We start from the raw sequence: 20,974 nt of genomic DNA, 5'->3' as shown, positions 1-20,974 counted from the left end.
CGCCGGCGCTCAACCGCCGCGCTTGCGCCGCACGTCGCTCGGCGTCATGCCGGTCCAGCGCTTGAACGCGTGGCGAAACCCTACGGCGTCGCTGAAGCCGAGCGTCAACGCGATGTCCTCGGTGCTGAGCGTGGTCGTGCTGAGGTAATCGATCGCGAGCGCCTTGCGCACGCTCGCCAGCAACTCGCTGTACGACGTGCCTTCGGCTTCGAGCTTGCGGCGCAGCGTGCGCGATGTGATGCACAGGATCGCCGCGATCGCGTCGATGTCCGGAAACTGCCCGGGCGTGCGCGTGAGTTCCTGGTACACGCGCCGCGTGACGCCGGCCTGGCTGCGCATTTCATCGAGCAGGCTCGCGCAATGCGACGACACCTGCGCGGCGGTAATCGGATTCGCGAGTTGCGGCGCGCGCGTGAGCCACGCGGCCGGGTAGCTGAGCACGTGATGCGGCTGGTCGAAGGCGATCGGGCATTCGAGCGCATCGGCCAGCAGTGCCGCGTGTGCCGGCTGCGGTTGCGCGAACTGCGCACGCGCCGGCACGCACCACGCACCCATCACGTCCTTGATGATCGTCACGTGCAACGCGAACTGCATGTCGATCAGGAAACGGTACAGCGGCTCGTCGAGATCGGGCAGCGCGACTTCGTGCCGGTCGGGAAACTGCCACGACGCGGTATCGCCCTGTTCGACCCAGCGGATCGCGAGCATGCCGTTCGCGAGCCGGTGATATTTGACGGCCGATTCGAACGCGTGCGCGAGCGATTCCGAACACAGCATCGCGTAGCCGTACATCCCGTAGCTCGATACGTGCAGCCGGTGGCCGACGCGCACGCCGAGATCGGTGCCGTCGTAGCGACCGATTGCATTGCGCGCGGCCGTGAGGAACTGCAGCGGCGACGTGAGCGTGAACGGGTCCGCGACGGCGGCCGGCGTGAGGCCGGTACCGTCGAGCACCGCGGCCGGGTCGATGCCGGCTTGCGCCGCCACGTCGAGCAGCACGGCCAGCTTGGCGGGCGTGAAGCGCTGCTCGCGCAACGCGTGGGTCGGCTCGACGTCCGGCAGGCGGGCTGCGCGGGCGGTCGTCGGGTTCAAGAGCGCACTGCGCGGCATGGGAGAGTCCTGCGTCCGAATCGATATCGTTTACGGCACGCAATTCTGCTCGGGATCGGTCCCATGCGCCACAGGGTTCACCCTGATATGCACGCCGGTGCCACCCGGCGCGACGCGCCGCAACCGCGGCGACCCGGCGTCAACCGGCCTGGAACACGCCGACCTGCCAGGCGAACGGCTTCGCGAGCCGGTTCCACGTGTTGATCTGCGCGACGATCAGCGTGAGCGTGGCCAGTTCGTCGCGATCGAAGTGCGCGCGCGTCGCGTCGACGAGTGCGTCGCCGATCGCGTGCTCGCTGATCAGCGTCAGCGCTTCCGCCCAGCGCAGCGCGGCCTGTTCCTTCGGGCTGTAGAGATCGGGCGTTTCGTGCCAGACGGGCAGCAGGTGGTAGCGCAGCGGATCTTCGCCCGCGTGGATGCCTTCCTTGATGTGGCGGTCGAGGCAGTAGGCGCAGCCATTGAGCTGCGACACGCGTGCGCGCACCAGTTCCACGAGCTTGAAATCGTGGCCGGTGTTGTTCGCATATTCCTCGACGTTGAGCACGACGTCGAGGAGCCGGGCGGGGAGTTGTCCAAACGGGATGCGTTCTGGCATGGCGACTGACCTTTGAAAGAGCGGGACTGGATCGTTGGGTGGACTGGCCGTGTTGCTTGATCAGGTGTTGCACGCTGCCGAGACCGGCGTAATGTGTGCAGTAATCCTGATTGTCCGGTGGCGGGATCGACCGACGAGACGGGGTGACGATGCGCGCATGACCCGTTGTGCGGATGGTGTGTATCGGCGGCATCGGCTGCGGCGCGCGGCACGTTCGGCCGTGGCGAACCGGAAGCGAAGCGATCGTATCAGGCGCGGCCGGCGACAGGAATCGCCCGATCCCGTATGGTGTTCATGCAAATGGACCGATAGTAGGGCCGGCTGACGCCGGCCGAAGTGACGGCATCGTGCGATGTTGTCTAGACAAGCGCAGACCCCGCGTGTCCGTTTCGATCATCTTTTCGGCCGCCCGGATCATTTTCAAAGCGCGCCGCGCGGGCGATAGTCGCCGGTCAGGCGATGGTCCGCGCTTTTCCGGCGTGCAGGCCGTCGTGCGAACGGCGCGGCCGGCGCGCCGTCCCCCGTGGAGTGAGACATGACGAAGAGACACTGGACCGGGTCGTATGGCTCGATCCCCGCCGAGATCGATCCCGATCGCTTTCCTTCCGTAAGCGCGCTGCTGGACAACGCGATGCGCCGTTTCGCCGATCGCCCGGCGTTCCATTCATATGGCCGCACGCTGACCTATGCCGACGTCGACCGCCTGTCGACCGCGCTGGCCGCTTATCTGCAGCAGATCGTGGGCGTGCGCAAGGGCGATCGCGTCGCCGTGATGCTGCCGAACGTGCTTGCGTTCCCGGTCGCGTTCGTCGCCATCGCGAAGATCGGTGCGATCCAGGTCAACGTGAACCCGCTCTACACGGCGCGCGAGCTCGAGCATCAGCTCAACGACGCGGGTGTCGAGGTCGCCGTGGTGTGCGGCGGGTCGATGGGCACGTTCGCCGAGGTGGTCGGCGGCACGCGCGTGCGCACCGTGCTGAGCGTCGGGCGCGGCGATCTCGGCGTCGTCGATGCGCCGGCCGGCGCATGCGACGCGCTGCCGCCCGGCTCGGTCCCGCTCGCGGACGCCATCGCCGCCGGGGAATCGCTCGCGTGCGAACCGGTTGCGCTGAGCGGCGCGGATCTGCTGCTGCTGCAGTACACGGGCGGCACGACCGGCCTGTCGAAGGGCGCCGCGCTGTCGCACCGCAACCTCGTCGCGAACATCGAGCAGTTCGGCGCGATCGTGCCGGCGGCGCGCGAGCCGGGCGAGGAGGTCGTCGTCACGGCGATCCCGCTGTATCACATCTTCGCGCTGACGGTGAACTTCCTGTCCTACTTCGCGATCGGCGCGCAGAACTGGCTGATCGCGAACCCGCGCGACATGGACGGCTTCATCGACGTGCTGAAGGTCGCGCGGCCGACGGTGTTCGTCGGCGTGAACACGCTGTACGCGGGCCTCGCGGGCCATCCGCGCCTGACGGAAGTCGACTGGTCGCGGCTGAAGCTGTCGGCCGGCGGCGGCGCGGCCGTGATCGACGTGATCTCGTCACGCTGGAAGGCGGTGACGGGCAATTTCATCCGCGAGGGCTACGGGCTGTCGGAAACGTCGCCGGTCGTGTCGTTCAACCCGCAGTCGATCGACTCGTTCACGGGCACCACGGGCCTGCCGCTGCCGTCGACCGACGTGAAGCTGCTCGACGACCAGGACAACGAGGTGGCGATCGGCGGCGCCGGCGAGATCTGCGTGAAGGGGCCGCAGGTGATGGGCGGCTACTGGCAGAAGCCGGACGCGAATGCGGCCGCGTTCACGGCCGACGGCTATTTCCGCACCGGCGACGTCGGCGTGTTCGACGAAGCCGGCTTCCTGCGGATCGTCGATCGCAAGAAGGACATGATCATCGTGTCGGGCTTCAACGTGTACCCGAACGAGGTAGAGGCCGTGGCGACCGGCGTGCCGGGCGTTGCCGAATGCGCGTGCATCGGCGTGCCGGACGCGCGCACGGGCGAGGCCGTCAAGCTGTTCGTGGTGCTGGCGCAGGATGCGTACGTGACGGAGGAACAACTCGTCGCGCATTGCCGCGCGAGCCTCGCGGCCTACAAGGTGCCGAAGCTCATTCGCTTCGTCGACCGGCTGCCGAAGTCGACCGTCGGCAAGATCCTGCGCCGGGAACTCAGCCGCACCGACTGATGGCGTCGGCGCGCCGCGCAGGGCCCGGCGCGCCGAGAGCCCGGAAGGCTCCGCACGGGCCGCTCAAGTACAATGCGAGCGGTTCGATCGACGGGGACGCGATGACTGGTTCAGATTCACTTTCCGCCCAGCCCGAGCCTGCGCCCGGGCGTGCACTGCCGTCGCCGAGCGCGACGGTGCCGATCTCGCTCGTCAACGGCTTCCTCGCAAGCGCGGGCGTGCAGCGCGACGTGGTCGAGCGCTACCTGCGCGGGGCCGGCATCCCGATCGAGCTGCTCGGCGAACCGCATGCGCGCGTGACGGAGGAGCAGTTCTCGACGCTGTACCGTACGCTCGCGATCGACCTCGACGACGAGATGCCCGGCATCTTCTCGCGCCCGCTGCGCGGCGGCACGCTGAAGTACCTGTGCCTGAGCCTGCTCGATGCGCGCAACCTCGAAACGGCGCTGCATCGTTTCGGGCAATTCTTCCATATCCTGCTCGACGATTTCTTCGTCGAATCGAAGCGCGACGGTCTCGTCGCGCAGGCGGTGCTGCGCCCGAACGACGCCATCGGCCCGATCGGCGCGCTCGGCCAGGAGCTGATGCTCAAGCTCGTGCACGGCGTGTGTTCCTGGCTGATCGGGCAGAAGATCCCGCTGCTGCAGATCGAGTTCGCGTGCCCGCGGCCGCGCCATGCGGTCGACCACCTGTACTTCTTCACCGGCGCCGTGCAGTTCGACTGCGAGCGCACGCTGATGCGCTTCAGCGCGGACTACCTCGACGCGCCGATCCGGCAGAGCAAGCGCAACCTGCGCAAATTCCTCGCGCGCGCACCGGGCGACTGGATCTTCGAATCGTTCAGCGAACAGCTCGTGTGCCATCGCGTGCGGCAGTACCTGTCGGAAGCGTTGCCCGACCTGCCGGTGATCGACCACGCGGCCGAGCACCTGCATTGCTCGGTGCGCACGTTGAGCCGCCACCTGGCCGCCGAAGGGACGACGTTCCAGGTGCTCAAGGACGAACTGCGGCGCGACATTGCGATCCAGCGGCTGACCGACACGCCCGACACGATCGCGGCGATCGGCGCCGACATCGGCTTCGACGATCCGAGCGCGTTCCACCGCGCGTTCCGGCACTGGACGGGGAGCACGCCGGGCACTTACCGGCGGCGCGCGTAACGGGTCGCGTCAAGCTTCAAGGTAGCCGGTTCCCATAACCGGATACCTTCGCTGGCTCCCATGGACGGCTCCCATCGGCCGGAGGGTTTACGAATCGGCAGGACAGGCTGGGCGCCCGCTGCCGAAGCTGCGCACCGTGCTCGCGATGCGGGCGGCGAACTGCTCGATCATCCGTTGCTGCACGCGCACCATGTCGTCATAGCCGCCGGGTGCGGCCTCGTTGAGCCGCGTGCTGCACGACATGCGCGTGCCCGGCGTGTCCTGCTGCACGCCGACGACCCAATCGGCTTCGAACTGCGCCATGCGGCCGGGCCATGCATCGAAGCGGCGCACCTGCGTGCGGATGCTCATGACGGTCTGGTTCGACGGACGCGGCAGGCCGGTGACGTTGCGCGCGCCCAGCTGCTCGACGAGTGCCGACGACAGCGCTGCGCGCAGCTCGTCGCCGAGCGGCGCGACCCAGCGTTCGTTGTCGAGTATCACCGCGGTGCCTGTGCCGCTGCGCACGACCATCTGCTGCTGGTCGAGCTGGGCGGGGATGCCGACCGGCAACACGTTGATCGCCAGCGGCGCGGCGGCGCGCGCGGTGGTCGACGTCGCGGATGTGGCCGTGGCCGTGGCCGGCGCGACGAGCGTGTAGTAATGCACCGGGTTCGACGCGCAGGCGGTCAGCGCGATGACGGCACCGGCGCCCAGGGCAATCGTCCTGGCGCGAATCGGGAAGCTCATGGTTGTCGTGGCTCCTGCTGGACAGGCGAGGTTGAAGGGGCGACAGGCGCGATCGGCGCATGATCGGCCCCGGTTCCGCGGAGCAGCGATTCGGGACGGCGGCCCAGCATGTCGGTGAGCGTGCGCAACGATCGCGCGGTACGCTGGACTTCGGTCAGCGTGTTCGCCAGGTTTTCCTGAAGCGGGCCGTCCTCGGCGATGCCCTGGCGCAACGCGCCGAACGTCTGGCTCGCCTGGTCGAGTGCGCGCGTCGTCGACGGCAGCAACTGGCCGTTGACCTGCCTGAGCGTCGCGTCCAGGTTCGTCAGGCTCGAGTCGACATGCTTGCCGATCGAATCCAGCGGCATCTTGTTGATCTTGTCGACGATGTCGGCGATCTGCTCCGGCAGCTTGTCGAACGTACTCGCCACGGTGGGCAAGGTCAGCGGCGTTGCATTCGCATCGAACGGCACCTTCGGCGCGTTTTTCACGAAATCGAACGAAATGTAGAGCTGCTCCGTCAGCAGGTTGCCGGTACGCGCCTGCGCACGGAGCCCATGCTCGACCAGGCCCGCGAGAAACTGGGCCGCGCGAGGATTGCCGTTGCCTTCGGTCTTCTGCAGTTTCTCGATGACGGGGCCGAGCCGATACGGATAGACCTTCACCATCACGATGGACTGGAAGCGCCGGGTCGCACGGTCGAAGTCGAGCTGGGTCGATACCACCTTGCCCATGTTGATGCCGGAGAATTCCACCGGCGCCCCGACTGCGAGCCCGCGCAACGGCTGCTCGAAGCGGAGTCGAATGAGTTGGGATGGTCCGTCCGGCGCAGCCATCGCGGACGCTTCGTTGTCGGCGAGCGTAAACAGGTTGCCGGCAGGGGCGGCGGTCGCGCTGCTGTCTTCCGGCGTCGCGAACGCGATGCCGCCACCCACGATCGTCGCGACCGACTGGGTCTTCAGCTTCAGGCCGTTCGCGTCGAGCGACAGATCCATGCCGCTCGCGTTCCAGAAGCGCGTGTCGGTCGTCACCAGGCGATCGTACGGTGCATCGATGAACACCTGCAGGTTCATGTCATGGCTCTGCATGTCGAGCTTGTACGACGCGACGTGGCCCACCATCAGATGGCGGTAGTAGACCGGCGAGCCGATATCGAGCGAGCCGAGATCGGTGGCGCGCAACGCGAAACTCGTCCCCGGCGTGCCGTTGACGACGGTCGGCGGCGTTTCGAGCCCGGCGTAGGCCTTCCGCGATTGGTCCGAGCGGCCGGTGTCCATGCCGATATACGCGCCGGAGAACAGCGTATCGATGCCCGATACGCCGCTCATGCCGACGCGGGGCCGCACGACCCAGAAGCGCGTGTCGTCGCGAATGAGGTTGCGCGCATTCTTCACGAACGATACCGTCGCGACCACGTGCGAACTGTCGTCGCTCAGCGAAATGGCGGTCACGGTGCCGATCACGACGTCCTTGTACTTGACGGGCGTCTTGCCGGCTTCGAGGCCTTGCGCGGTGTTGAACGTGATCGTGATTTCCGGTCCGACGGACAACCACGCGTGGATCACCATCGACAGGCCGATCAGTGCCGCGACGAGCGGCACGAGCCAGACGAGCGAAAGTCGCAGGCGGTTGCGGGTCACGGGCGGGTCGTGCGGTTCGAGGCCTTGCGGGCCGGATGCAGGATTCATGCTTCCTCGGCGTCCCAAATGAGGCGTGGGTCAAAACTCATCGCAGACAGCATCGTGAGAATGACGACCATGCCGAAAAACAAAATACCGGCGCGCGGCTCGATCTCGGACAGCGGACCGAACTTCACCAGCGCACAGATGATCGCGACGACCAGCACGTCCAGCATCGACCAGTAGCCGACCAACTCGACCGCGCGATACAGCACGGTCCGCTCGCGCATGGCCGACACGCTGCGCCGGCCCGTCGTGACGAGCAACATGCCAAGCGCGAGGAACTTCGTGCACGGCACGACGACGCTCGCGATGAAGATCACCGACGCAATGCCGTACGAGCCGGCGTTCCAGAACACCACGACGCCGCCGAGGATCGTCGATTCGCTGTGGCTGCCGAGCAGCGTGGTGCGCATCACCGGCAACAGGTTGGCCGGGAGGTAGAAGATCAGGCTGGCGATCAGGAACGCCCAGGCGCGTACGAGGCTGTTCGAACGACGCGCGTGCAGCGCAGAGCCGCACCGCGGGCAGCGTTGCGCTTCGGCGGCATGCGGGTGCGCATCGTGCGCGGCGGAGGCGTGCATGCGGCAGACGAGGCCGCAGGCATGGCACCCGACCATGCCCAGCTGACTGGCGCGCACGGGCAGGCTCACGGGCGGCCTTCGGCGGGGTGCACCGGCACGACCCAGTCCCATAGTTGACGCGCATCGTGGCCCGCGATCAGCGGGATCAGCACCATCAGCACGGCCGTGGCCCACAAGCCTGCGCCGGGAATGATCTGCATGATGCTGGACAGCTTGATGATGGCGATGAGGATGCCGAGCAGTCCAACCTCGATCATGCTCCAGGGACGCAAAGCGACGAGCAGGCGCATCAGCGGACCGAATGCGGGCGCGCGGTGCCCCGCACGGGCAAAGGCCAGCAACCAGATCAGCGTCGCGATCTGCAGGAACGGCACCACCACGATGGCCAGCGCCGTCGGAATCGCGATCGGCGCGGCGATGCCGTGGGCCAGCGCGAGCGCGGATTGCCACAGCGTGGCCTCGCTATGCAGCCCCTGCACGCTGATCCGCATGATCGGGCAGAGATTGGCGATGGCAAACACCACGCCTGCGGCAATCGCGAGCGCGAGCCACCGGTCGATATCGAGCCAGCTGGATCGATACAACACGGCGGCGCATCGTTCGCAACGCGCGACCTCGTGCGGCGCCAGCGCGCGGCGTCGGTAGACGCTGTCGCAATGCTCGCAAGTGATCAGGGTCGGAAACGTGTCCATGGATTCGTGTGGCTCGCGCATGCGTACTCGATGATTTGCTGCGCAGTGTGCTCGGCGTCGATGGACGCATTGGTGCGGTTTGATGGAGAAATGATGGAGCCGGGCTTGCAGACCGCGGACGTTCTTCGCCAGCATGCTGATAGCGACGCAGTGCTTGAATGCGTTGCGTCCCCATCGATGGCCATCCCGTCACGCGTTGGCGGAAATGACGCTGAGCTCCTCGAGATCGAGGTCGCGCGTCAGTTCGTGCAGCGTGTGCTCGTCGATGTCGCCGGCGCGGTAGAGGCGCATGAGTTCGGTCCGTCCGGCCGCGACCGATTTCAGCACGGCATCCGAGCGTGCATCGAGGTGGGGCTTGTATTCGTCGGCGTGCCGCGCGTAGCGGGCCATGTCCTCGGCCTTGTGCTTGTGAATGTCCAGGAGCATCGGGTGAACGAGTTCGCCTGCCTCGTTGTATGCCAGTTTTGCCATCAATTCATACCGCACCTTGGCAATCACGGCCTCCGCCTCGCTCATGCTCAGGCGAGGCTTGTCGCTTTCCGGCGCCACGAGCCCCGTCCAGCGGATCACGGCGCCGAGTGTCTGTCCCTGCACCAGCACGGTGGCGAGGATGACGGCAATGGCGGTGACAAGAATGAAATCGCGCCCCGGAAAACTGTCCGGCAGGCTGGCGGCGAGCGCCAGGGTGATCACCCCTCGCATGCCGGCCCAGCTCAATACCGTGGCATCGGCCAGCCCGAGCGGATGGAAGCGGGTCACGCGAAACTTCCGTAACAGGATGAGCACGCTGTCCGACACATACACCCACGCAAACCGCGCGAGGATGACGGAAAGCACGACGATCAGCACAGGTACGCCCATCTCCGCGAGCATCGTGTCGAGCCCGTCGCCGCGCTGGATCAACTCATGCAGCGAGGATCCGATGATCAGGAACACGAAGGCCTCGAGAATGAAGATCGTGACGGTCCAGAAGCCCGTGCCGTACAGGCGCGCCGACGCGCTGAGCACGCGATGCTGGAACCAGGCACAGATGAGGCCCGTCGTTACGGTGGCGATCACCCCCGAGACGTGGAAGCGTTCGGCCAGAAGATAGGAGCCCCACGCACATAGCGGGCCGGCGACGATGACCAGGCTATCTTCGTCGAAATGGCGTGCCAGGATCACCCAGGCGCCACCGATCACGGCGCCGATCAGCACGCCCCCCACTGCCAGCAGCGCGAAGCTGCCAAGGGCTTCGGCCGGACTGAACAGGCCCGTCACGCCCGCTGCCACCGCAAAGCGAAACAGCACGAGGCCCGTCGCATCGTTGAACAGGCTTTCCCCCTCCAGGAGGATCAGGAGGCGGCGCGGCAGCTTCACTTGCTGCAGCGCGGCGCGGGCCGACACCGCATCCGGCGGCGCGACCAGTGCGCCCAAGGCCGCGCACGCTGCCCAGGGCAAGGCGGGCACCAGCCAGTGGGTGACGAGCGCCACGACGACGGTGGTGAAGAGCACCGCACCAATCGCCAGCGCCCCGACGCCCAGCATGTGCCGGCGCAGATGGTCGAGTGAAATGCCAAGGGCGCTGTCCATCAGCAAAGGTGGCAGAAAAATCACCAGCACCAGTTCTGGATCGACATGCACCTCGGGCAGGCCGGGCAGAAAGGCGATCAGACCGCCACCGATGATCAGTGCGACGGCGGGGGGAAGCCCGAGCCTATGCCCGACATAGTGCAAGACAAGGATCGCCAGTAGCAGCGCGATCATCAATTCGAAAGTAGCCATGGTGATGGTTTCGTTGTCAGAGCTTCGAAGGTGAACTGCCCATGAACGCTTCAGCCGGACGGAAGGCGCAATGAGGGGCCTGGATTCCAGGAGCCAGGCCGCTTCAGCGTCCGGCCGGGCGTTTGAAGGGAGCCCCTTCTATTTCGTGATCTGAGAGAAATCAATGCAGGAGATGTGAATCGCGAGAATCATCGCGGACCAGTTCGTCGGTCGGCCGTTTCGCACACTCGGCCGAAAAATCTCGTCGCCCGGAATAATGGGCATTCCACTCATCGCGCATACCCCTGGCCGTCGGGCATATCCTTTATGCCAATTTTGATAGCCATAATGTCCGCCCGTTGAATCCCGCCACGAAAGCACTACCGTGCTGGACGTCGGTTGATCAAGAATATCGATCGTTGCGCTGTACCTCGATCGATCGGCCGAAGCCATTTTTCTGCGTGAATCGACCGCGTAATCGTTGCGCTGCCGGTGGATTCGCGCGCCGTCGCTGCATGCGTCGATGAGTGAATGCATCATGTGGCGCCAGCGTTTCTCCGGTTCGATTTCGTCGATCGAAATCAACTTTACGCAGCCAGTCGATGAATCATCGCTTCTTTCCAGTTCGCGAGAATCGCCATCGATTGACGACGAGACATTTTCCTGATTTCTCATTTCTCACCTCACTGCGCGCATGCAGTTGATCAGATCTCTGGAAAAGAAGTTTTTCCGATAATTGAATCGAAAATCCAGTTTTTATCTTGATTCAAGAAACAGCCCGATTCAGAAACAGATGAATCGAAGCGTGGCCGCAGGCGCGCAATGCGCGTCGGCCTGTTGCTACAAGCCCGTCCGGCGCGTCAGCCTGACGAGGTCGACGACCGTTGCGGCCAGCGCGGCCAGCAGTACGGCGGCGAGCATCAGATAGCTCGGCGTCTCGTGGATCACAGCCGCGATCGGGTTGCCGGTCGCAGGAGGTGAAACGGCCAGGATGAGGCCGTAGACGACGAACCATCCGGTCGCGATCGTCAGCACGACAGCGACCATGAGGAGTCCGACGATCCGCGCCACGTGCCGCCGTGATCCATGACGCGCATTCACTGGGTGCTGCGCAGCCGGTAGCCGACGCCGCGCATCACCTCCGGCATCCCGGACGCGCCGGCGCATTCGAGCTTCTTGCGCAGCCGGCTGATATGACTGTCGACGGTACGCTCCAGTGCATCGATGTCGGCGAGGCAGGCGTCGATCAGTTCGCTGCGCGTGAACACGCGGTTCGGCGAGCCGGCCAGGTGGGCGAGCAGCCGGAATTCGGTCAGCGTCAGCGCGACGCTGGTTTCCCCGGCGCCCGTTCGGACCGTGGTCAGATAGCTTTGCGTGTCGATTTCGAGGTTGCCGACCTTGATGAAACGTCCGGACGCGGCCGTTTCGACGCGACGCAGGATCGCCCGGATGCGCGCGACCACCTCGGCCGGATTGAACGGCTTCGTGATGTAGTCGTCCGCGCCGAAACGCAGCCCCTGCAGACGATCGATTTCGCGGTCGAGCGCCGTGATGATGACGATCGGCGTGTCGACCCGGCGACGCAGTTCGACCAGGACTTCCCAGCCGTCCTTCTGCGGCATCCTGACGTCGAGCAGGATCAGGTCGGGCTTCAGCACGGGCTGCACGTCGAGCACGGCCTGGCCGTGACCGACGCGGTAGGTGCGAAAGCCGTCGTGAGCGAGGTAGGCGTCGAGTATTTCGGCGATCTCCGGATCGTCTTCGGCAATGAGTATCAGAGGGTTCATCGGGTTCACTGGAAGTGAGCGTGACCGGTAGGCGGGCCGGCGGCGCGGCACGTGCGCCGCCGGACTTCACCGTGCTTTCAGTCGTCGCGAACGGATCGGCGACGGCCCATTGCTCAGTTGTTTGCCACGTTGTTGGCGGGGGGAACGTCGGTGTCGGTCAGGCCGCCACCGAGCGCCTTGTAGAGCGCGACCGCGTTGCCCAGTTCGGCGTTGCGCAGGTCCAGCAAGGCCTGGCGCGCGGCGTACAGCTGTCGCTGCGAGTCGAGCAGTTCCAGCCGATCCTCGATGCCGGCGCGATAGCGCAGGTTCACGAGATCGGTACGGCGCTCGGCGCTCTTGACGACCTTCGTCTGCGCGTCGATCTGGCGGCTGAAGGTCTCGCGCCCGGCGAGGCCGTCGGCCACTTCGCGGAACGCGGTCTGGATCGAGCGTTCATACTCGACGACCGCGCTGGACTTGCGCACTTCCGCGAGATTCAGCTCGGAACGCAGCCGGCCGCCCTGGAAGATCGGCAACGTGACCTGTGGCGCGAAGCTCCACACGCGCTGGCCACCGTCGAACAGGCTGCCCAGCCCCGGGCTGAGGAAGCCGATCGACGAGGTCAGCGACAGGCGCGGGAAGAACGCCGCGCGCGCCGCGCCGATATCGGCATTCGCGGCGACGAGATTCTGCTCGGCCTGCTGGATGTCCGGCCGGCGGTACAGCAATTCCGACGGCAGGCCGGCCGGCAGTTTCGTCATCACCGGCTGGCGTTCCAGCGACAGCGGGTCGGGCAGGTTCTTCGGCAGGTCGGTGCCGACCAGCAGCCGCAGCGCGTTGTTGGCCTGCTCGACGGCGCGCGAACGCGCTTCGAGATCGGCGCTGGCGCTCGCGACCTGGCCTTCGGCCTGTGCGATGTCCACGCCGCTGGCCTGATCCGCGAGCTTGAGCCGGCGCGCGAGATCGAGCGACTGGCGCCAGTCGTTCAGCGTGCGCTCGGACAGCGCGCGTTGTTCCTGCGCGAGGCGCTCGGCGAAATACGCGTTGGCCACGGAGCCGACGAGCGCGATCTGCACCGCGCGGCGACCGTGGTCGGTCGCGAGGTAGCGTGCGAACGCCGCATCGGACAGCGACTTCACGCGGCCGAACAGGTCGATCTCGAACGCGCTGAGGCCGACGTTCACGCCGTACTGGTTCTGCGTGTTTTCGAGCAGCGGCGGGTTCGATTGCGAGTCGGCGGCCGTGCGCTGGCGCGTGAAGCTTGCGCCGGCGCCGATCGACGGCAGGCGCGCGGAACGCTGGATGCCGTACTGCGCTTCGGCGGCCTGGACGTTCAGCGCGGCCAGGCGCAGGTCGCGGTTGTTCTCGAGCGCGAGCTCGATCAGGCGCTGCAGGCGACGGTCGCCGAACATCGTGCGCCAGCCGAGATCGGCCGCGTTCGCGTGCTGGTCGGCCGCGGCAGCGGTCGTATAGGCGGTCGGCACCGGCATCTCGGGCTTGACCAGCTTCGGCGCCATCGAGCACGCTGACAGCGCGAGCGCGGCGGAAACCGCAGCGGAAAGAATGAGTGATCGCATGGCATCAACCTTCATGTTCGTGGGTCACGGTGGCGGGCTTCTTGCCGGATGCGCGCCATGCCGAGATGCGTTCCTGGATGCTCATCACGAACACGTAGAAAACCGGAACGAAGAAAATGGCCAGCACGGTGGCGGTCACCATGCCGCCGAACACGCCGGTACCGATCGCGTGCTGCGTTTCGGCGCTCGCGCCGGTCGCGATCATCAGCGGCACCACGCCGAGGCCGAACGCGAGCGAGGTCATCAGGATCGGGCGCAGACGCAGCTTGGATGCCTGCACGGCCGACTCGATCAGCCCCATGCCTTCCTCGCGCAACTGCTTCGCGACCTCCACGATCAGGATCGCGTTCTTCGCCGACAGGCCGATCACGGTAATCATCCCGACCTTGAAGAACACGTCGTTCGGCATCCCGCGCAACATCACCGCGCCGAGTGCGCCGATCAGGCCGAGCGGCACCACCAGCATCACCGACAGCGGAATCGCCCAGCTCTCGTAGAGCGCCGCGAGCACCAGGAACACGACGACCATCGACAGCGCCATCAGCATCGGCGCCTGCGAAGCCGACTCACGCTCCTGCAGCGACTGGCCGGTCCACGCCACCGTAAAGCCCGGCGGCAACTGCGCAGCCAGACGCTCCATCTCGACCATTGCCGCGCCGCTGGAGTAGCCGGGGGCCGAGCCGCCGGAGATACGCGCGGACGGATAACCCTGGAAGCGCACCAGCTGGAGCGGGGTTTCCGACCAGACCGGACGCACCACTTCGGACAGCGGCACCATGCCGCCGGTCGCGTTGCGCACGTAGAGCTTCATCACGTTGTCGATCTGCATGCGTGCCGGCGCATCGGCCTGGATGATCACCTGCTGCATGCGGCCCGCGTTCGGGAAGTCGTTCACGTAGGTCGAACCCATCGCGGCCGACAGCGTGTCGCTGATGGTCGTGAACGACACGCCGAGCGCTTCGGCCTTCTCGCGGTCGATGTCCAGCTTCACGCTCGTGCCGGCCGGCAGGCTGTCCGGATAGACGCCGGTCACCACCTTGCTTTGCGCAGCCAGTTCGAGCAGCTTGGCTTCAGCCGCCTTGAGTGCTGCGTTGCCCTGGTTCGCGCGATCCTGCAGGCGCATCGTGAAGCCCGAGCTGGTACCCAGCCCGTCGATCGCCGGCGGCAACAGGCTCATGACCGTGCCTTCCGTCACGCCGCCCATCGCGGCTTGTGCGCGCATCGCTTCGTCCATCGCGGATGCCCCTTCGCGCTTGTCCCAGTCCTTGAGCACCGCGTAGTTCAGTGCGGCGTTGGAGCCGAGGCCGGAGAAGCCGTAGCCGATGATGGAGATGCTCGACTCGATGCCCGGACGCGATGCGAGATGCTTCTCGAGGGTCTTGACGACGTCGCCCGTGCGCTCGACGGTCGAATCCGACGGGAGCAGGAAGCCGGTCATGAAGTAGCCCTGGTCTTCCTCGGGCAGGAACGACGACGGCAGCATGCGGAAGCCGAACACCAGCGCGGTGGAAATCGCGACGAACAGCAGCATCACGCGGCCCGTGCGGCCGACCAGCTTGCCGACGCGCGTTTCATACCAGTTCGTCATGCGATCGAAGCGGCGGTTGAACCAGCCGAAGAAGCCGCGCTTCTCGTGGTGGCCATGCTCGACCGGCTTGAGCATCGTCGCGCACAGGGCCGGCGTCAGCGTCAGCGCGAGCAGGGCCGAGAACATGATCGACACGGCCATCGACATCGTGAACTGCTGATAGATCACGCCGACCGAACCGCTCGACATCGCCATCGGCAGGAACACGGCCGTCAGCACCAGCGTGATGCCGATGATTGCACCGGTGATTTCCTTCATGGCCTTGATCGTCGCGTCCTTCGGCGACAGGCCTTCTTCCACCATCAGGCGTTCGACGTTCTCCACGACGACGATCGCATCGTCGACGATGATGCCGATCGCGAGCACCATGCCGAACATCGTCAGCACGTTGATCGAGAAGCCTGTCATCAGCATGACCGTGAAGGTGCCGAGCATCGCCACCGGCGCGACGATCGCCGGGATCAGCGTGTAGCGCACGTTCTGCAGGAACAGGTACATCACCAGGAACACGAGCACCATCGCTTCGATCAGCGTGTGAATCACCTTCTCGATCGAGATCTTCACGAACGGCGCGGTATCGAACGGGATCGAGTAGCTCATGCCGGCCGGCATCGTCTTGGCGATCATGTCCATTTGCTCGCGCACGGCGTCGGCGGTCTTCACCGCATTGGCGCCCGGCGCCAGCTGCACGCCGGCGAAGGTGGCGGGTTTGCCGTTCTCGCTGTTGACGAAGGTGAACGACTGCGGGCCGAGTTCGACCCGTGCGACATCGCCGAGCACGACCTTCGAGCCGTTCGCGTTCGCGCGCAGCACGATCTTCGCGAACTGCTCGGGCGACGTGAGCTGGCCTTGCGCGGTGAGCGGCACGGTGACGCGCTGGCCCGGCAGGGCGGGCGCCGCACCGAGGCTGCCCGGGGCGATCTGTACGTTCTGCTGGCTGACGGCCGTCGTCAGGTCGTTCATCGACAGGCCGTAGGTGATCAGCTTCTGCGGATCGACCCAGATGCGCATCGCCTGTTCGGAACCGAACAGTTGTACCTTGCCGACGCCTTCGACACGTCGCAGGTCCTCGACGACGTTGCGCGCCATGTAGTCGGCCAGCGCGTTTTCGTCATAGCGGCCGCTGTCCGACTTGAGGCCGACGAACAACAGGAAGCCCGTGGCGGCAGACTCGACGATCACGCCGTTTTGACGCACGACGGGCGGCAGGCGCGGCTCGACCGACTTGAGCTTGTTCTGCACTTCGACCTGCGCCATCGCCGAATCGGTGCCGGGCTTGAAGGTCGCGGTGATCTTCGCCTGACCGGACGTATCCGACGCCGATTCGAAGTACAGCAGGTTCCGGACGCCGGACAGCTCGCGCTCGATGAGGCTCAGCACGCTGTCGGTCATCGTCTGCGGCGTGGCGCCCGGGTAGGTGGCGGTAATGGTGACGGTCGGCGGTGCGACCGACGGATAGCGCGCAACCGGCAGTTCGGGGATGGCGATCAGGCCCAGCAGAATGATGAAGAGGGCGATCACCCACGCGAAGACCGGGCGCCGGATGAAGAATTGGGACATGACTGAATGCTCCCCGTGACTCAGTGCGACGAAGCGGTCTTGACCGCTTCAGGCGCCTTCCATGCGGTCGCCGTCACGGTCGCGCCGTCGCTCAGGCGCTCCATGCCTTCGACGACGACCTTCTGGCCCGCCTGCAGACCCGACTTGATGCGATAGCTGCGGTTCGTCAGCTCGCCCACTTCGATGGCCTTCAGGTGCGCCTGGCTCTTCGCGTCGAGCACCCAGACCTGCGGCTTGCCGCCCGCGCGGACGATTGCCTGTTGCGGCACGGTCAGCGCGTTCTCGAAGTGCCCGCGCGGGATACGGGCGCGCACGTACATGCCCGGCAGCAGCTCGCGCTTCGGGTTGTCGACCAGCACGCGCAGCAGCACGTCGCCGGTGCCCGGATCGACGTTGACGCCCGAGAACAGCATGCGGCCCTTCACGTCGTAGCGCGAGTCGTCGTCGCGCAGCACGTCGACCGGCAGCCCGTTGCCCGCGGTGTCCGGCTGGGCAGCGAGTGCGCCGCGCAGCGATTCGAGCGACGCGGCCGGCTGGCGCACGTCCACGTAGACCTGGTCGATCTGCTGGATGCGTGCCATCGGCTGGCTGTCGCTGCTCGCGACCAGCGCGCCCTCGGTCACGAGGGCCTGGTCGATGCGGCCGGTGATCGGTGCCTCGACGGTCGCGAACTTCAGGTCGAGCTGGCGGCGTGCGAGCGTCGCGCGTGCCTGCGCGACGTCGGCGGCGGCCTGGTCGCGTTGCGACACCGAGTCGTCATAGACCTGACGGCTGATCGCGTCGGCCTCGACCAGCGGCTTGAGCCGGGTGGTCTGCACCTTGGCGCGTGCGAGTGCGGCTTCCGCGCGCTGCAGGGCCGCCGCGGCCGTGTCCATGTCGGCCTTGAACGGCGCCGGGTTGATCTGGAACAGCGGCTGGCCGGCACGTACTTCCGTGCCCTGCTCGAACAGCCGTCGCTGCACGATGCCGCTGACCTGCGGCCGGATCTCGGCGATCCGGACGGCCGCGACGCGGCCCGGCAGGTCTTCGGTCAGGTCGAGGGGCGCGCCGGCCAGCGTCATCGCGGCGACCGGGGTGGCCGGTGCGGCGGCCTGCTGTTCGGAGGGCCCGCAGCCCGCCAGCATCGCCGCCACCAGCGCGCACACGGCGCCGTAGCAGGCTCGTTTCTGATTTTTCATGTGGACTCCATGGGACGCAGGCACCCAGTGGCCCGCATTTTCGGATCGAAGTGTGCGTGCGCCCGATGGAGTTTTTTGTGCGGAAAGATGGAGGTTTGATGGAGGGGGCGAAAGAATCGCGGCAGGGCGATCCGGAGGCGGGCGGAGCCTGAAGATGGCGGGCTCCGGGGCGATGTGGCCGGTATCCGGACGCGGGATGCGCGGCGACGGAATGTCGGAACACCGCAATCATCTGATGAAATGGCGGTGGCCGTGCAAGCCATCCGCATCGCCGGCCTTGCATTCCGGGTGCCGTTATCGCAAGGATCGCTTCGGCGTAGACGGCGGGCGCGTCGATCGGGGCGCCCGCACTTCCCGTTCAGTGGTGGCGGGCGTGTGCGCGACGATGCGGGGCGGCTGGCCGGCGCACGGGGCGCGTCGGCCGCTTGCCGGGCGGTTCAGCGCGGATCGGTATCGACGGTGCGTGACGGGGCGGGCGTTATGTCCTTCCGGTTCGGTGTCGCGATGCGCGGCGAGGCGGGGCTGTCGGGCCAGCGCAACTGGAACACGGTACCACCGCCCGTTGTCGGGCGGCACGATGCCTCTCCGTCGTGAGCCTGCGCAATGGCCGCGACCACGGCCAGCCCCAGGCCGCTGCCGCCTTTCTGGTTGGAATGCGTATCGTCCACGCGCCGGAATGCATCGAAGATGCGGGCTGCGCAATCGGTGGGGATGCCCGGCCCCTCGTCTTCGACCTGCAAATGACACGCGCCGTTTTCGACGCGCGTGCGAATGCGTATCGCGCCGGGTACCGCATAGCGCCGCGCATTCTCCAGCAGCGCGAGCAGCGCCTGGCGCACACGGAACGGGTCGCAATGGACGGGGCGCGTATCGAGATCGAGCACCATGTGCTGACCGGCAGCGGCCAGCGAATCCTCGAACATCTCGACGACCGCCTTGACGTGCGCCGCCAGATCGGTCGCCTGGATGCTGACGCTCAGATGCCCGCTTTCCGCGAGGCTGATCACCCGGAGATCCTCGATCAGGCGTGTCAGCCCTTCCGCCTGGATCAACAGGCTTCGGAACAGCGCCTCGCCCGGCTGGAAGACGCCTTCCGCCAGCCCCTGCAACCGTCCGCGCAGGACCGTGACCGGCGTACGCAGCTCATGCGCGATCGCGGCATTCCAGAACGCCTGTTCGTCCGTCATGCGCTGCAGCTGGGCCGCGAGCGCATTGAAGTCGTCCGCGATCAGCGCGGCTTCGCGAATCGATCGATCGCCGGCGACGGCGCGCGCGGTCAGGTCGCCCTTGGCGACGCGGCGAATGCTGTCCGCGACGGAGTTGAGCGGCACCAGGATCCGATGTGCGAGCCGGGTCGACACGATAATCGCGATGATCAGGCCGATCAGGAGCGTGGCGCTCAGCCATACCCACTCGGTGTTCGACGGAAACCAGCTCGACTGGTAACACACCTCGCTCCAGTTCCGGAGCATCACGTAGTAGAACCCATAGACCATCAGCACGACGACCAGCATGATGCCGAGCGCCAGCTCCGCCATCGACACCGCAATCTTGCGGCCCAGCCCTCCGAGCTTCATTTCGTGCTCCCAAGCGTGGCGTTGCGTCGATTCGCGACGGGAATTCGGCCTGTCTTGATCGGCGTGGCCTTGAGCGCGACGTGTAGCCGGGGCCGGTAAGGGGTGTTCCGATCGGGGGCGGCCGGGAAGAGTGTGTCGAGCCGGACGATCCCCGCAGGGGCGCGTGGCTGGACGATTCTCGACGCCGCGGCTGCCGATGACGCGTGGCCGATAGGGGGACGCGCGGCGGGCCTCGGCGCATTGCGGTGCTCGATGGCAGCTGTGCCGGAGGCACCACGTCGTCGCTGGAGGTCCATAATGGCCGGGCTTGTATCAACCGGATCGCGCCCGACCGACAGAGACTGCGGCCGAACAGCTCGACTTGCACGGGGCGGTGTGGATTCTTGAGTCATGATGTCCGCTTTGGATCCTGCCAGTCACTCCATCGAGTCCCCATGGTATCGCACGAAATGCGCTGCCCGATGACACGATGGTTCGGTGTGCATCAGAAGGTGTGCGACAGTGGGGGCGTCGTGCGGGGCACGCGTCGAGAGAGGGGCGTATGCGGTGCCCGCCGTCGCGGTGCTTGGGGCGGCCGGGCGATTCCTGTCGTGGGCGAGGTGCTCCCGGCTCGCGACGCTTTCCTGGTCATGCGTAACACCGCGTCGACCTACAACCGAATTGGAATGCCCGAAGACCGGGTGCGCTGAACCATGAACGACGATATCTGGGAACGCCTGGAAGCCTTCACACGCGAGGAACTCGGTCGGCCGCTACTCGGTGGCAAACTGAACCTGCGGCCAGCGTCCCGGCTCGAGCAGGATCTTGGCGTCACGGGCCTCGACGCCGTGGCGTTCATCGACAAGTGGGCGGAGACATTCGGCGTCGAGGCCCAAGGGTTCCCGTACCGGCGCTATGTCGGCCCCGAAGGCCAGGAATTGGTGTCGTCGTTCGTCGGGCTGTTCGTGAAGCGCCTCCGTCGCCCGGAGCGGCGGCCGCTGACCCTGGGGATGCTGGCCGAGGCAACGCGACGCGGGAAGTGGGACACGGACGCGATCGAAACCGCTACGGGGCCGTGATCGCATTTGGCAGGGCCGGTCGATACATCGACGGGCCCTTTTCACTGGCGGACATATGACGACGCCATGCCGGTTTTTTCCTCCTTCCTGTTTGTCGCGCGTGGCTTCAGCCGCGCCGCCGCCTGGCGTTGAAACCTCCCGCTCCCATAACAGGCAACCTTCACGCGCTCCCATGAACGGCTCCCATCGGCGATGCCGACGGCGGTCATAGCGCAAGCACGCGATGCGA

General features: G+C 66.3%; 17 protein-coding genes and 1 pseudogene. 4 read left to right on the top strand and 14 right to left on the bottom strand.

Going from position 1 to position 20,974, the window contains the following annotated elements:
- Window positions 1-9: 9 nt before the first annotated feature.
- Both ACN8ZM_RS36340 and ACN8ZM_RS36335 read right to left on the bottom strand, forming a co-directional pair.
- Entirely contained in the window at window positions 10-1,110 is a 1,101-nt protein-coding gene (locus ACN8ZM_RS36340) for an AraC family transcriptional regulator (RefSeq protein WP_043185758.1), read from the bottom strand.
- 139 nt (window positions 1,111-1,249) lie between these two features.
- A complete protein-coding gene (locus tag ACN8ZM_RS36335; RefSeq protein ID WP_420212849.1) occupies window positions 1,250-1,705 on the bottom strand; it encodes a carboxymuconolactone decarboxylase family protein in 456 nt (151 codons plus the stop codon).
- A gap of 535 nt (window positions 1,706-2,240) precedes the next feature.
- Here ACN8ZM_RS36335 and ACN8ZM_RS36330 point away from each other — a divergent pair.
- Window positions 2,241-3,875 (top strand): AMP-binding protein, encoded by a 1,635-nt coding sequence (locus ACN8ZM_RS36330; RefSeq protein ID WP_089454239.1) that lies wholly within the window; start codon window positions 2,241-2,243, stop codon window positions 3,873-3,875.
- Window positions 3,875-5,035, top strand: coding sequence for an AraC family transcriptional regulator (locus tag ACN8ZM_RS36325; RefSeq protein ID WP_043185763.1), 1,161 nt, complete (start codon window positions 3,875-3,877; stop codon window positions 5,033-5,035). The genes ACN8ZM_RS36330 and ACN8ZM_RS36325 overlap by 1 nt, the downstream gene beginning before the upstream one ends.
- Window positions 5,036-5,122: 87 nt before the next feature.
- Here the strand turns inward: ACN8ZM_RS36325 and ACN8ZM_RS36320 are convergent, their stop codons facing one another.
- From ACN8ZM_RS36320 to ACN8ZM_RS36265, 12 genes are all read right to left on the bottom strand, one after another.
- Window positions 5,123-5,764 carry a PqiC family protein gene (locus tag ACN8ZM_RS36320; RefSeq protein WP_420212848.1) on the bottom strand — a complete coding sequence of 214 codons (642 nt, stop codon included), beginning with the start codon at window positions 5,762-5,764 and terminating at the stop codon, window positions 5,123-5,125.
- On the bottom strand, window positions 5,761-7,431 hold the full coding sequence (locus ACN8ZM_RS36315) for an intermembrane transport protein PqiB (RefSeq protein WP_043185768.1): 1,671 nt from the start codon (window positions 7,429-7,431) through the stop codon (window positions 5,761-5,763). Before ACN8ZM_RS36315 ends, ACN8ZM_RS36320 begins: the two co-directional genes overlap by 4 nt.
- Window positions 7,428-8,075, bottom strand: coding sequence for a paraquat-inducible protein A (locus ACN8ZM_RS36310; protein WP_043185771.1), 648 nt, complete (start codon window positions 8,073-8,075; stop codon window positions 7,428-7,430). The genes ACN8ZM_RS36315 and ACN8ZM_RS36310 overlap by 4 nt, the downstream gene beginning before the upstream one ends.
- Window positions 8,072-8,698: a paraquat-inducible protein A gene (locus ACN8ZM_RS36305; protein WP_043185774.1), complete on the bottom strand. Its 627-nt coding sequence runs from the start codon at window positions 8,696-8,698 to the stop codon at window positions 8,072-8,074. The genes ACN8ZM_RS36310 and ACN8ZM_RS36305 overlap by 4 nt, the downstream gene beginning before the upstream one ends.
- Before the next feature lie 189 nt (window positions 8,699-8,887).
- On the bottom strand, window positions 8,888-10,462 hold the full coding sequence (locus ACN8ZM_RS36300) for a Na+/H+ antiporter (RefSeq protein ID WP_420212847.1): 1,575 nt from the start codon (window positions 10,460-10,462) through the stop codon (window positions 8,888-8,890).
- A 138-nt stretch (window positions 10,463-10,600) separates the two neighbouring features.
- Window positions 10,601-11,116, bottom strand: a complete 516-nt coding sequence (locus tag ACN8ZM_RS36295; RefSeq protein ID WP_420212846.1) for a DUF3331 domain-containing protein — start codon at window positions 11,114-11,116, stop codon at window positions 10,601-10,603.
- A 165-nt stretch (window positions 11,117-11,281) separates the two neighbouring features.
- Window positions 11,282-11,488 carry a hypothetical protein gene (locus tag ACN8ZM_RS36290; protein ID WP_420212845.1) on the bottom strand — a complete coding sequence of 69 codons (207 nt, stop codon included), beginning with the start codon at window positions 11,486-11,488 and terminating at the stop codon, window positions 11,282-11,284.
- A gap of 50 nt (window positions 11,489-11,538) precedes the next feature.
- Window positions 11,539-12,228 (bottom strand): response regulator, encoded by a 690-nt coding sequence (locus ACN8ZM_RS36285; RefSeq protein ID WP_043185970.1) that lies wholly within the window; start codon window positions 12,226-12,228, stop codon window positions 11,539-11,541.
- 113 nt (window positions 12,229-12,341) lie between these two features.
- A complete protein-coding gene (locus tag ACN8ZM_RS36280; protein WP_089454247.1) occupies window positions 12,342-13,784 on the bottom strand; it encodes an efflux transporter outer membrane subunit in 1,443 nt (480 codons plus the stop codon).
- Window positions 13,785-13,788: 4 nt separating this feature from the next.
- Window positions 13,789-16,932, bottom strand: coding sequence for a multidrug efflux RND transporter permease subunit (locus ACN8ZM_RS36275; RefSeq protein WP_043185786.1), 3,144 nt, complete (start codon window positions 16,930-16,932; stop codon window positions 13,789-13,791).
- Window positions 16,933-16,952: 20 nt separating this feature from the next.
- Window positions 16,953-18,110 (bottom strand): efflux RND transporter periplasmic adaptor subunit, encoded by a 1,158-nt coding sequence (locus ACN8ZM_RS36270; RefSeq protein ID WP_043185788.1) that lies wholly within the window; start codon window positions 18,108-18,110, stop codon window positions 16,953-16,955.
- A gap of 437 nt (window positions 18,111-18,547) precedes the next feature.
- A complete protein-coding gene (locus ACN8ZM_RS36265) occupies window positions 18,548-19,687 on the bottom strand; it encodes an ATP-binding protein (RefSeq protein ID WP_420212844.1) in 1,140 nt (379 codons plus the stop codon).
- Window positions 19,688-20,238: 551 nt separating this feature from the next.
- On the opposite strand from ACN8ZM_RS36265, the pseudogene ACN8ZM_RS36260 reads away from it, so the two are divergent.
- Window positions 20,239-20,376, top strand: a pseudogene (locus ACN8ZM_RS36260) (STM2901 family protein); the annotation flags it as partial.
- A 3-nt stretch (window positions 20,377-20,379) separates the two neighbouring features.
- Window positions 20,380-20,745: a DUF1493 family protein gene (locus tag ACN8ZM_RS36255; protein ID WP_420212843.1), complete on the top strand. Its 366-nt coding sequence runs from the start codon at window positions 20,380-20,382 to the stop codon at window positions 20,743-20,745.
- Window positions 20,746-20,974 lie beyond the last annotated feature (229 nt).

Origin of the sequence: Burkholderia aenigmatica (assembly GCF_048627025.1) — a bacterium.
Lineage (GTDB): Bacteria > Pseudomonadota > Gammaproteobacteria > Burkholderiales > Burkholderiaceae > Burkholderia > Burkholderia aenigmatica.
This window is presented reverse-complemented; position numbering and strand designations above follow the sequence as displayed.

Bases quoted from the DNA above. Each gene is read 5' to 3' on its own strand.
- ACN8ZM_RS36285 (WP_043185970.1), bottom strand. From the start codon at position 12,228: ATGAACCCTCTGATACTCATTGCCGAAGACGATCCGGAGATCGCCGAA.
- ACN8ZM_RS36295 (WP_420212846.1), bottom strand. From the start codon at position 11,116: ATGAGAAATCAGGAAAATGTCTCGTCGTCAATCGATGGCGATTCTCGC.
- ACN8ZM_RS36315 (WP_043185768.1), bottom strand. From the start codon at position 7,431: ATGAATCCTGCATCCGGCCCGCAAGGCCTCGAACCGCACGACCCGCCC.
- ACN8ZM_RS36340 (WP_043185758.1), bottom strand. From the start codon at position 1,110: ATGCCGCGCAGTGCGCTCTTGAACCCGACGACCGCCCGCGCAGCCCGC.
- ACN8ZM_RS36275 (WP_043185786.1), bottom strand. From the start codon at position 16,932: ATGTCCCAATTCTTCATCCGGCGCCCGGTCTTCGCGTGGGTGATCGCC.
- ACN8ZM_RS36265 (WP_420212844.1), bottom strand. From the start codon at position 19,687: ATGAAGCTCGGAGGGCTGGGCCGCAAGATTGCGGTGTCGATGGCGGAG.
- ACN8ZM_RS36325 (WP_043185763.1), top strand. From the start codon at position 3,875: ATGGCGTCGGCGCGCCGCGCAGGGCCCGGCGCGCCGAGAGCCCGGAAG.
- ACN8ZM_RS36270 (WP_043185788.1), bottom strand. From the start codon at position 18,110: ATGAAAAATCAGAAACGAGCCTGCTACGGCGCCGTGTGCGCGCTGGTG.
- ACN8ZM_RS36320 (WP_420212848.1), bottom strand. From the start codon at position 5,764: ATGAGCTTCCCGATTCGCGCCAGGACGATTGCCCTGGGCGCCGGTGCC.
- ACN8ZM_RS36280 (WP_089454247.1), bottom strand. From the start codon at position 13,784: ATGCGATCACTCATTCTTTCCGCTGCGGTTTCCGCCGCGCTCGCGCTG.
- ACN8ZM_RS36335 (WP_420212849.1), bottom strand. From the start codon at position 1,705: ATGCCAGAACGCATCCCGTTTGGACAACTCCCCGCCCGGCTCCTCGAC.
- ACN8ZM_RS36290 (WP_420212845.1), bottom strand. From the start codon at position 11,488: ATGGTCGCTGTCGTGCTGACGATCGCGACCGGATGGTTCGTCGTCTAC.
- ACN8ZM_RS36305 (WP_043185774.1), bottom strand. From the start codon at position 8,698: ATGGACACGTTTCCGACCCTGATCACTTGCGAGCATTGCGACAGCGTC.
- ACN8ZM_RS36330 (WP_089454239.1), top strand. From the start codon at position 2,241: ATGACGAAGAGACACTGGACCGGGTCGTATGGCTCGATCCCCGCCGAG.
- ACN8ZM_RS36255 (WP_420212843.1), top strand. From the start codon at position 20,380: ATGAACGACGATATCTGGGAACGCCTGGAAGCCTTCACACGCGAGGAA.
- ACN8ZM_RS36300 (WP_420212847.1), bottom strand. From the start codon at position 10,462: ATGGCTACTTTCGAATTGATGATCGCGCTGCTACTGGCGATCCTTGTC.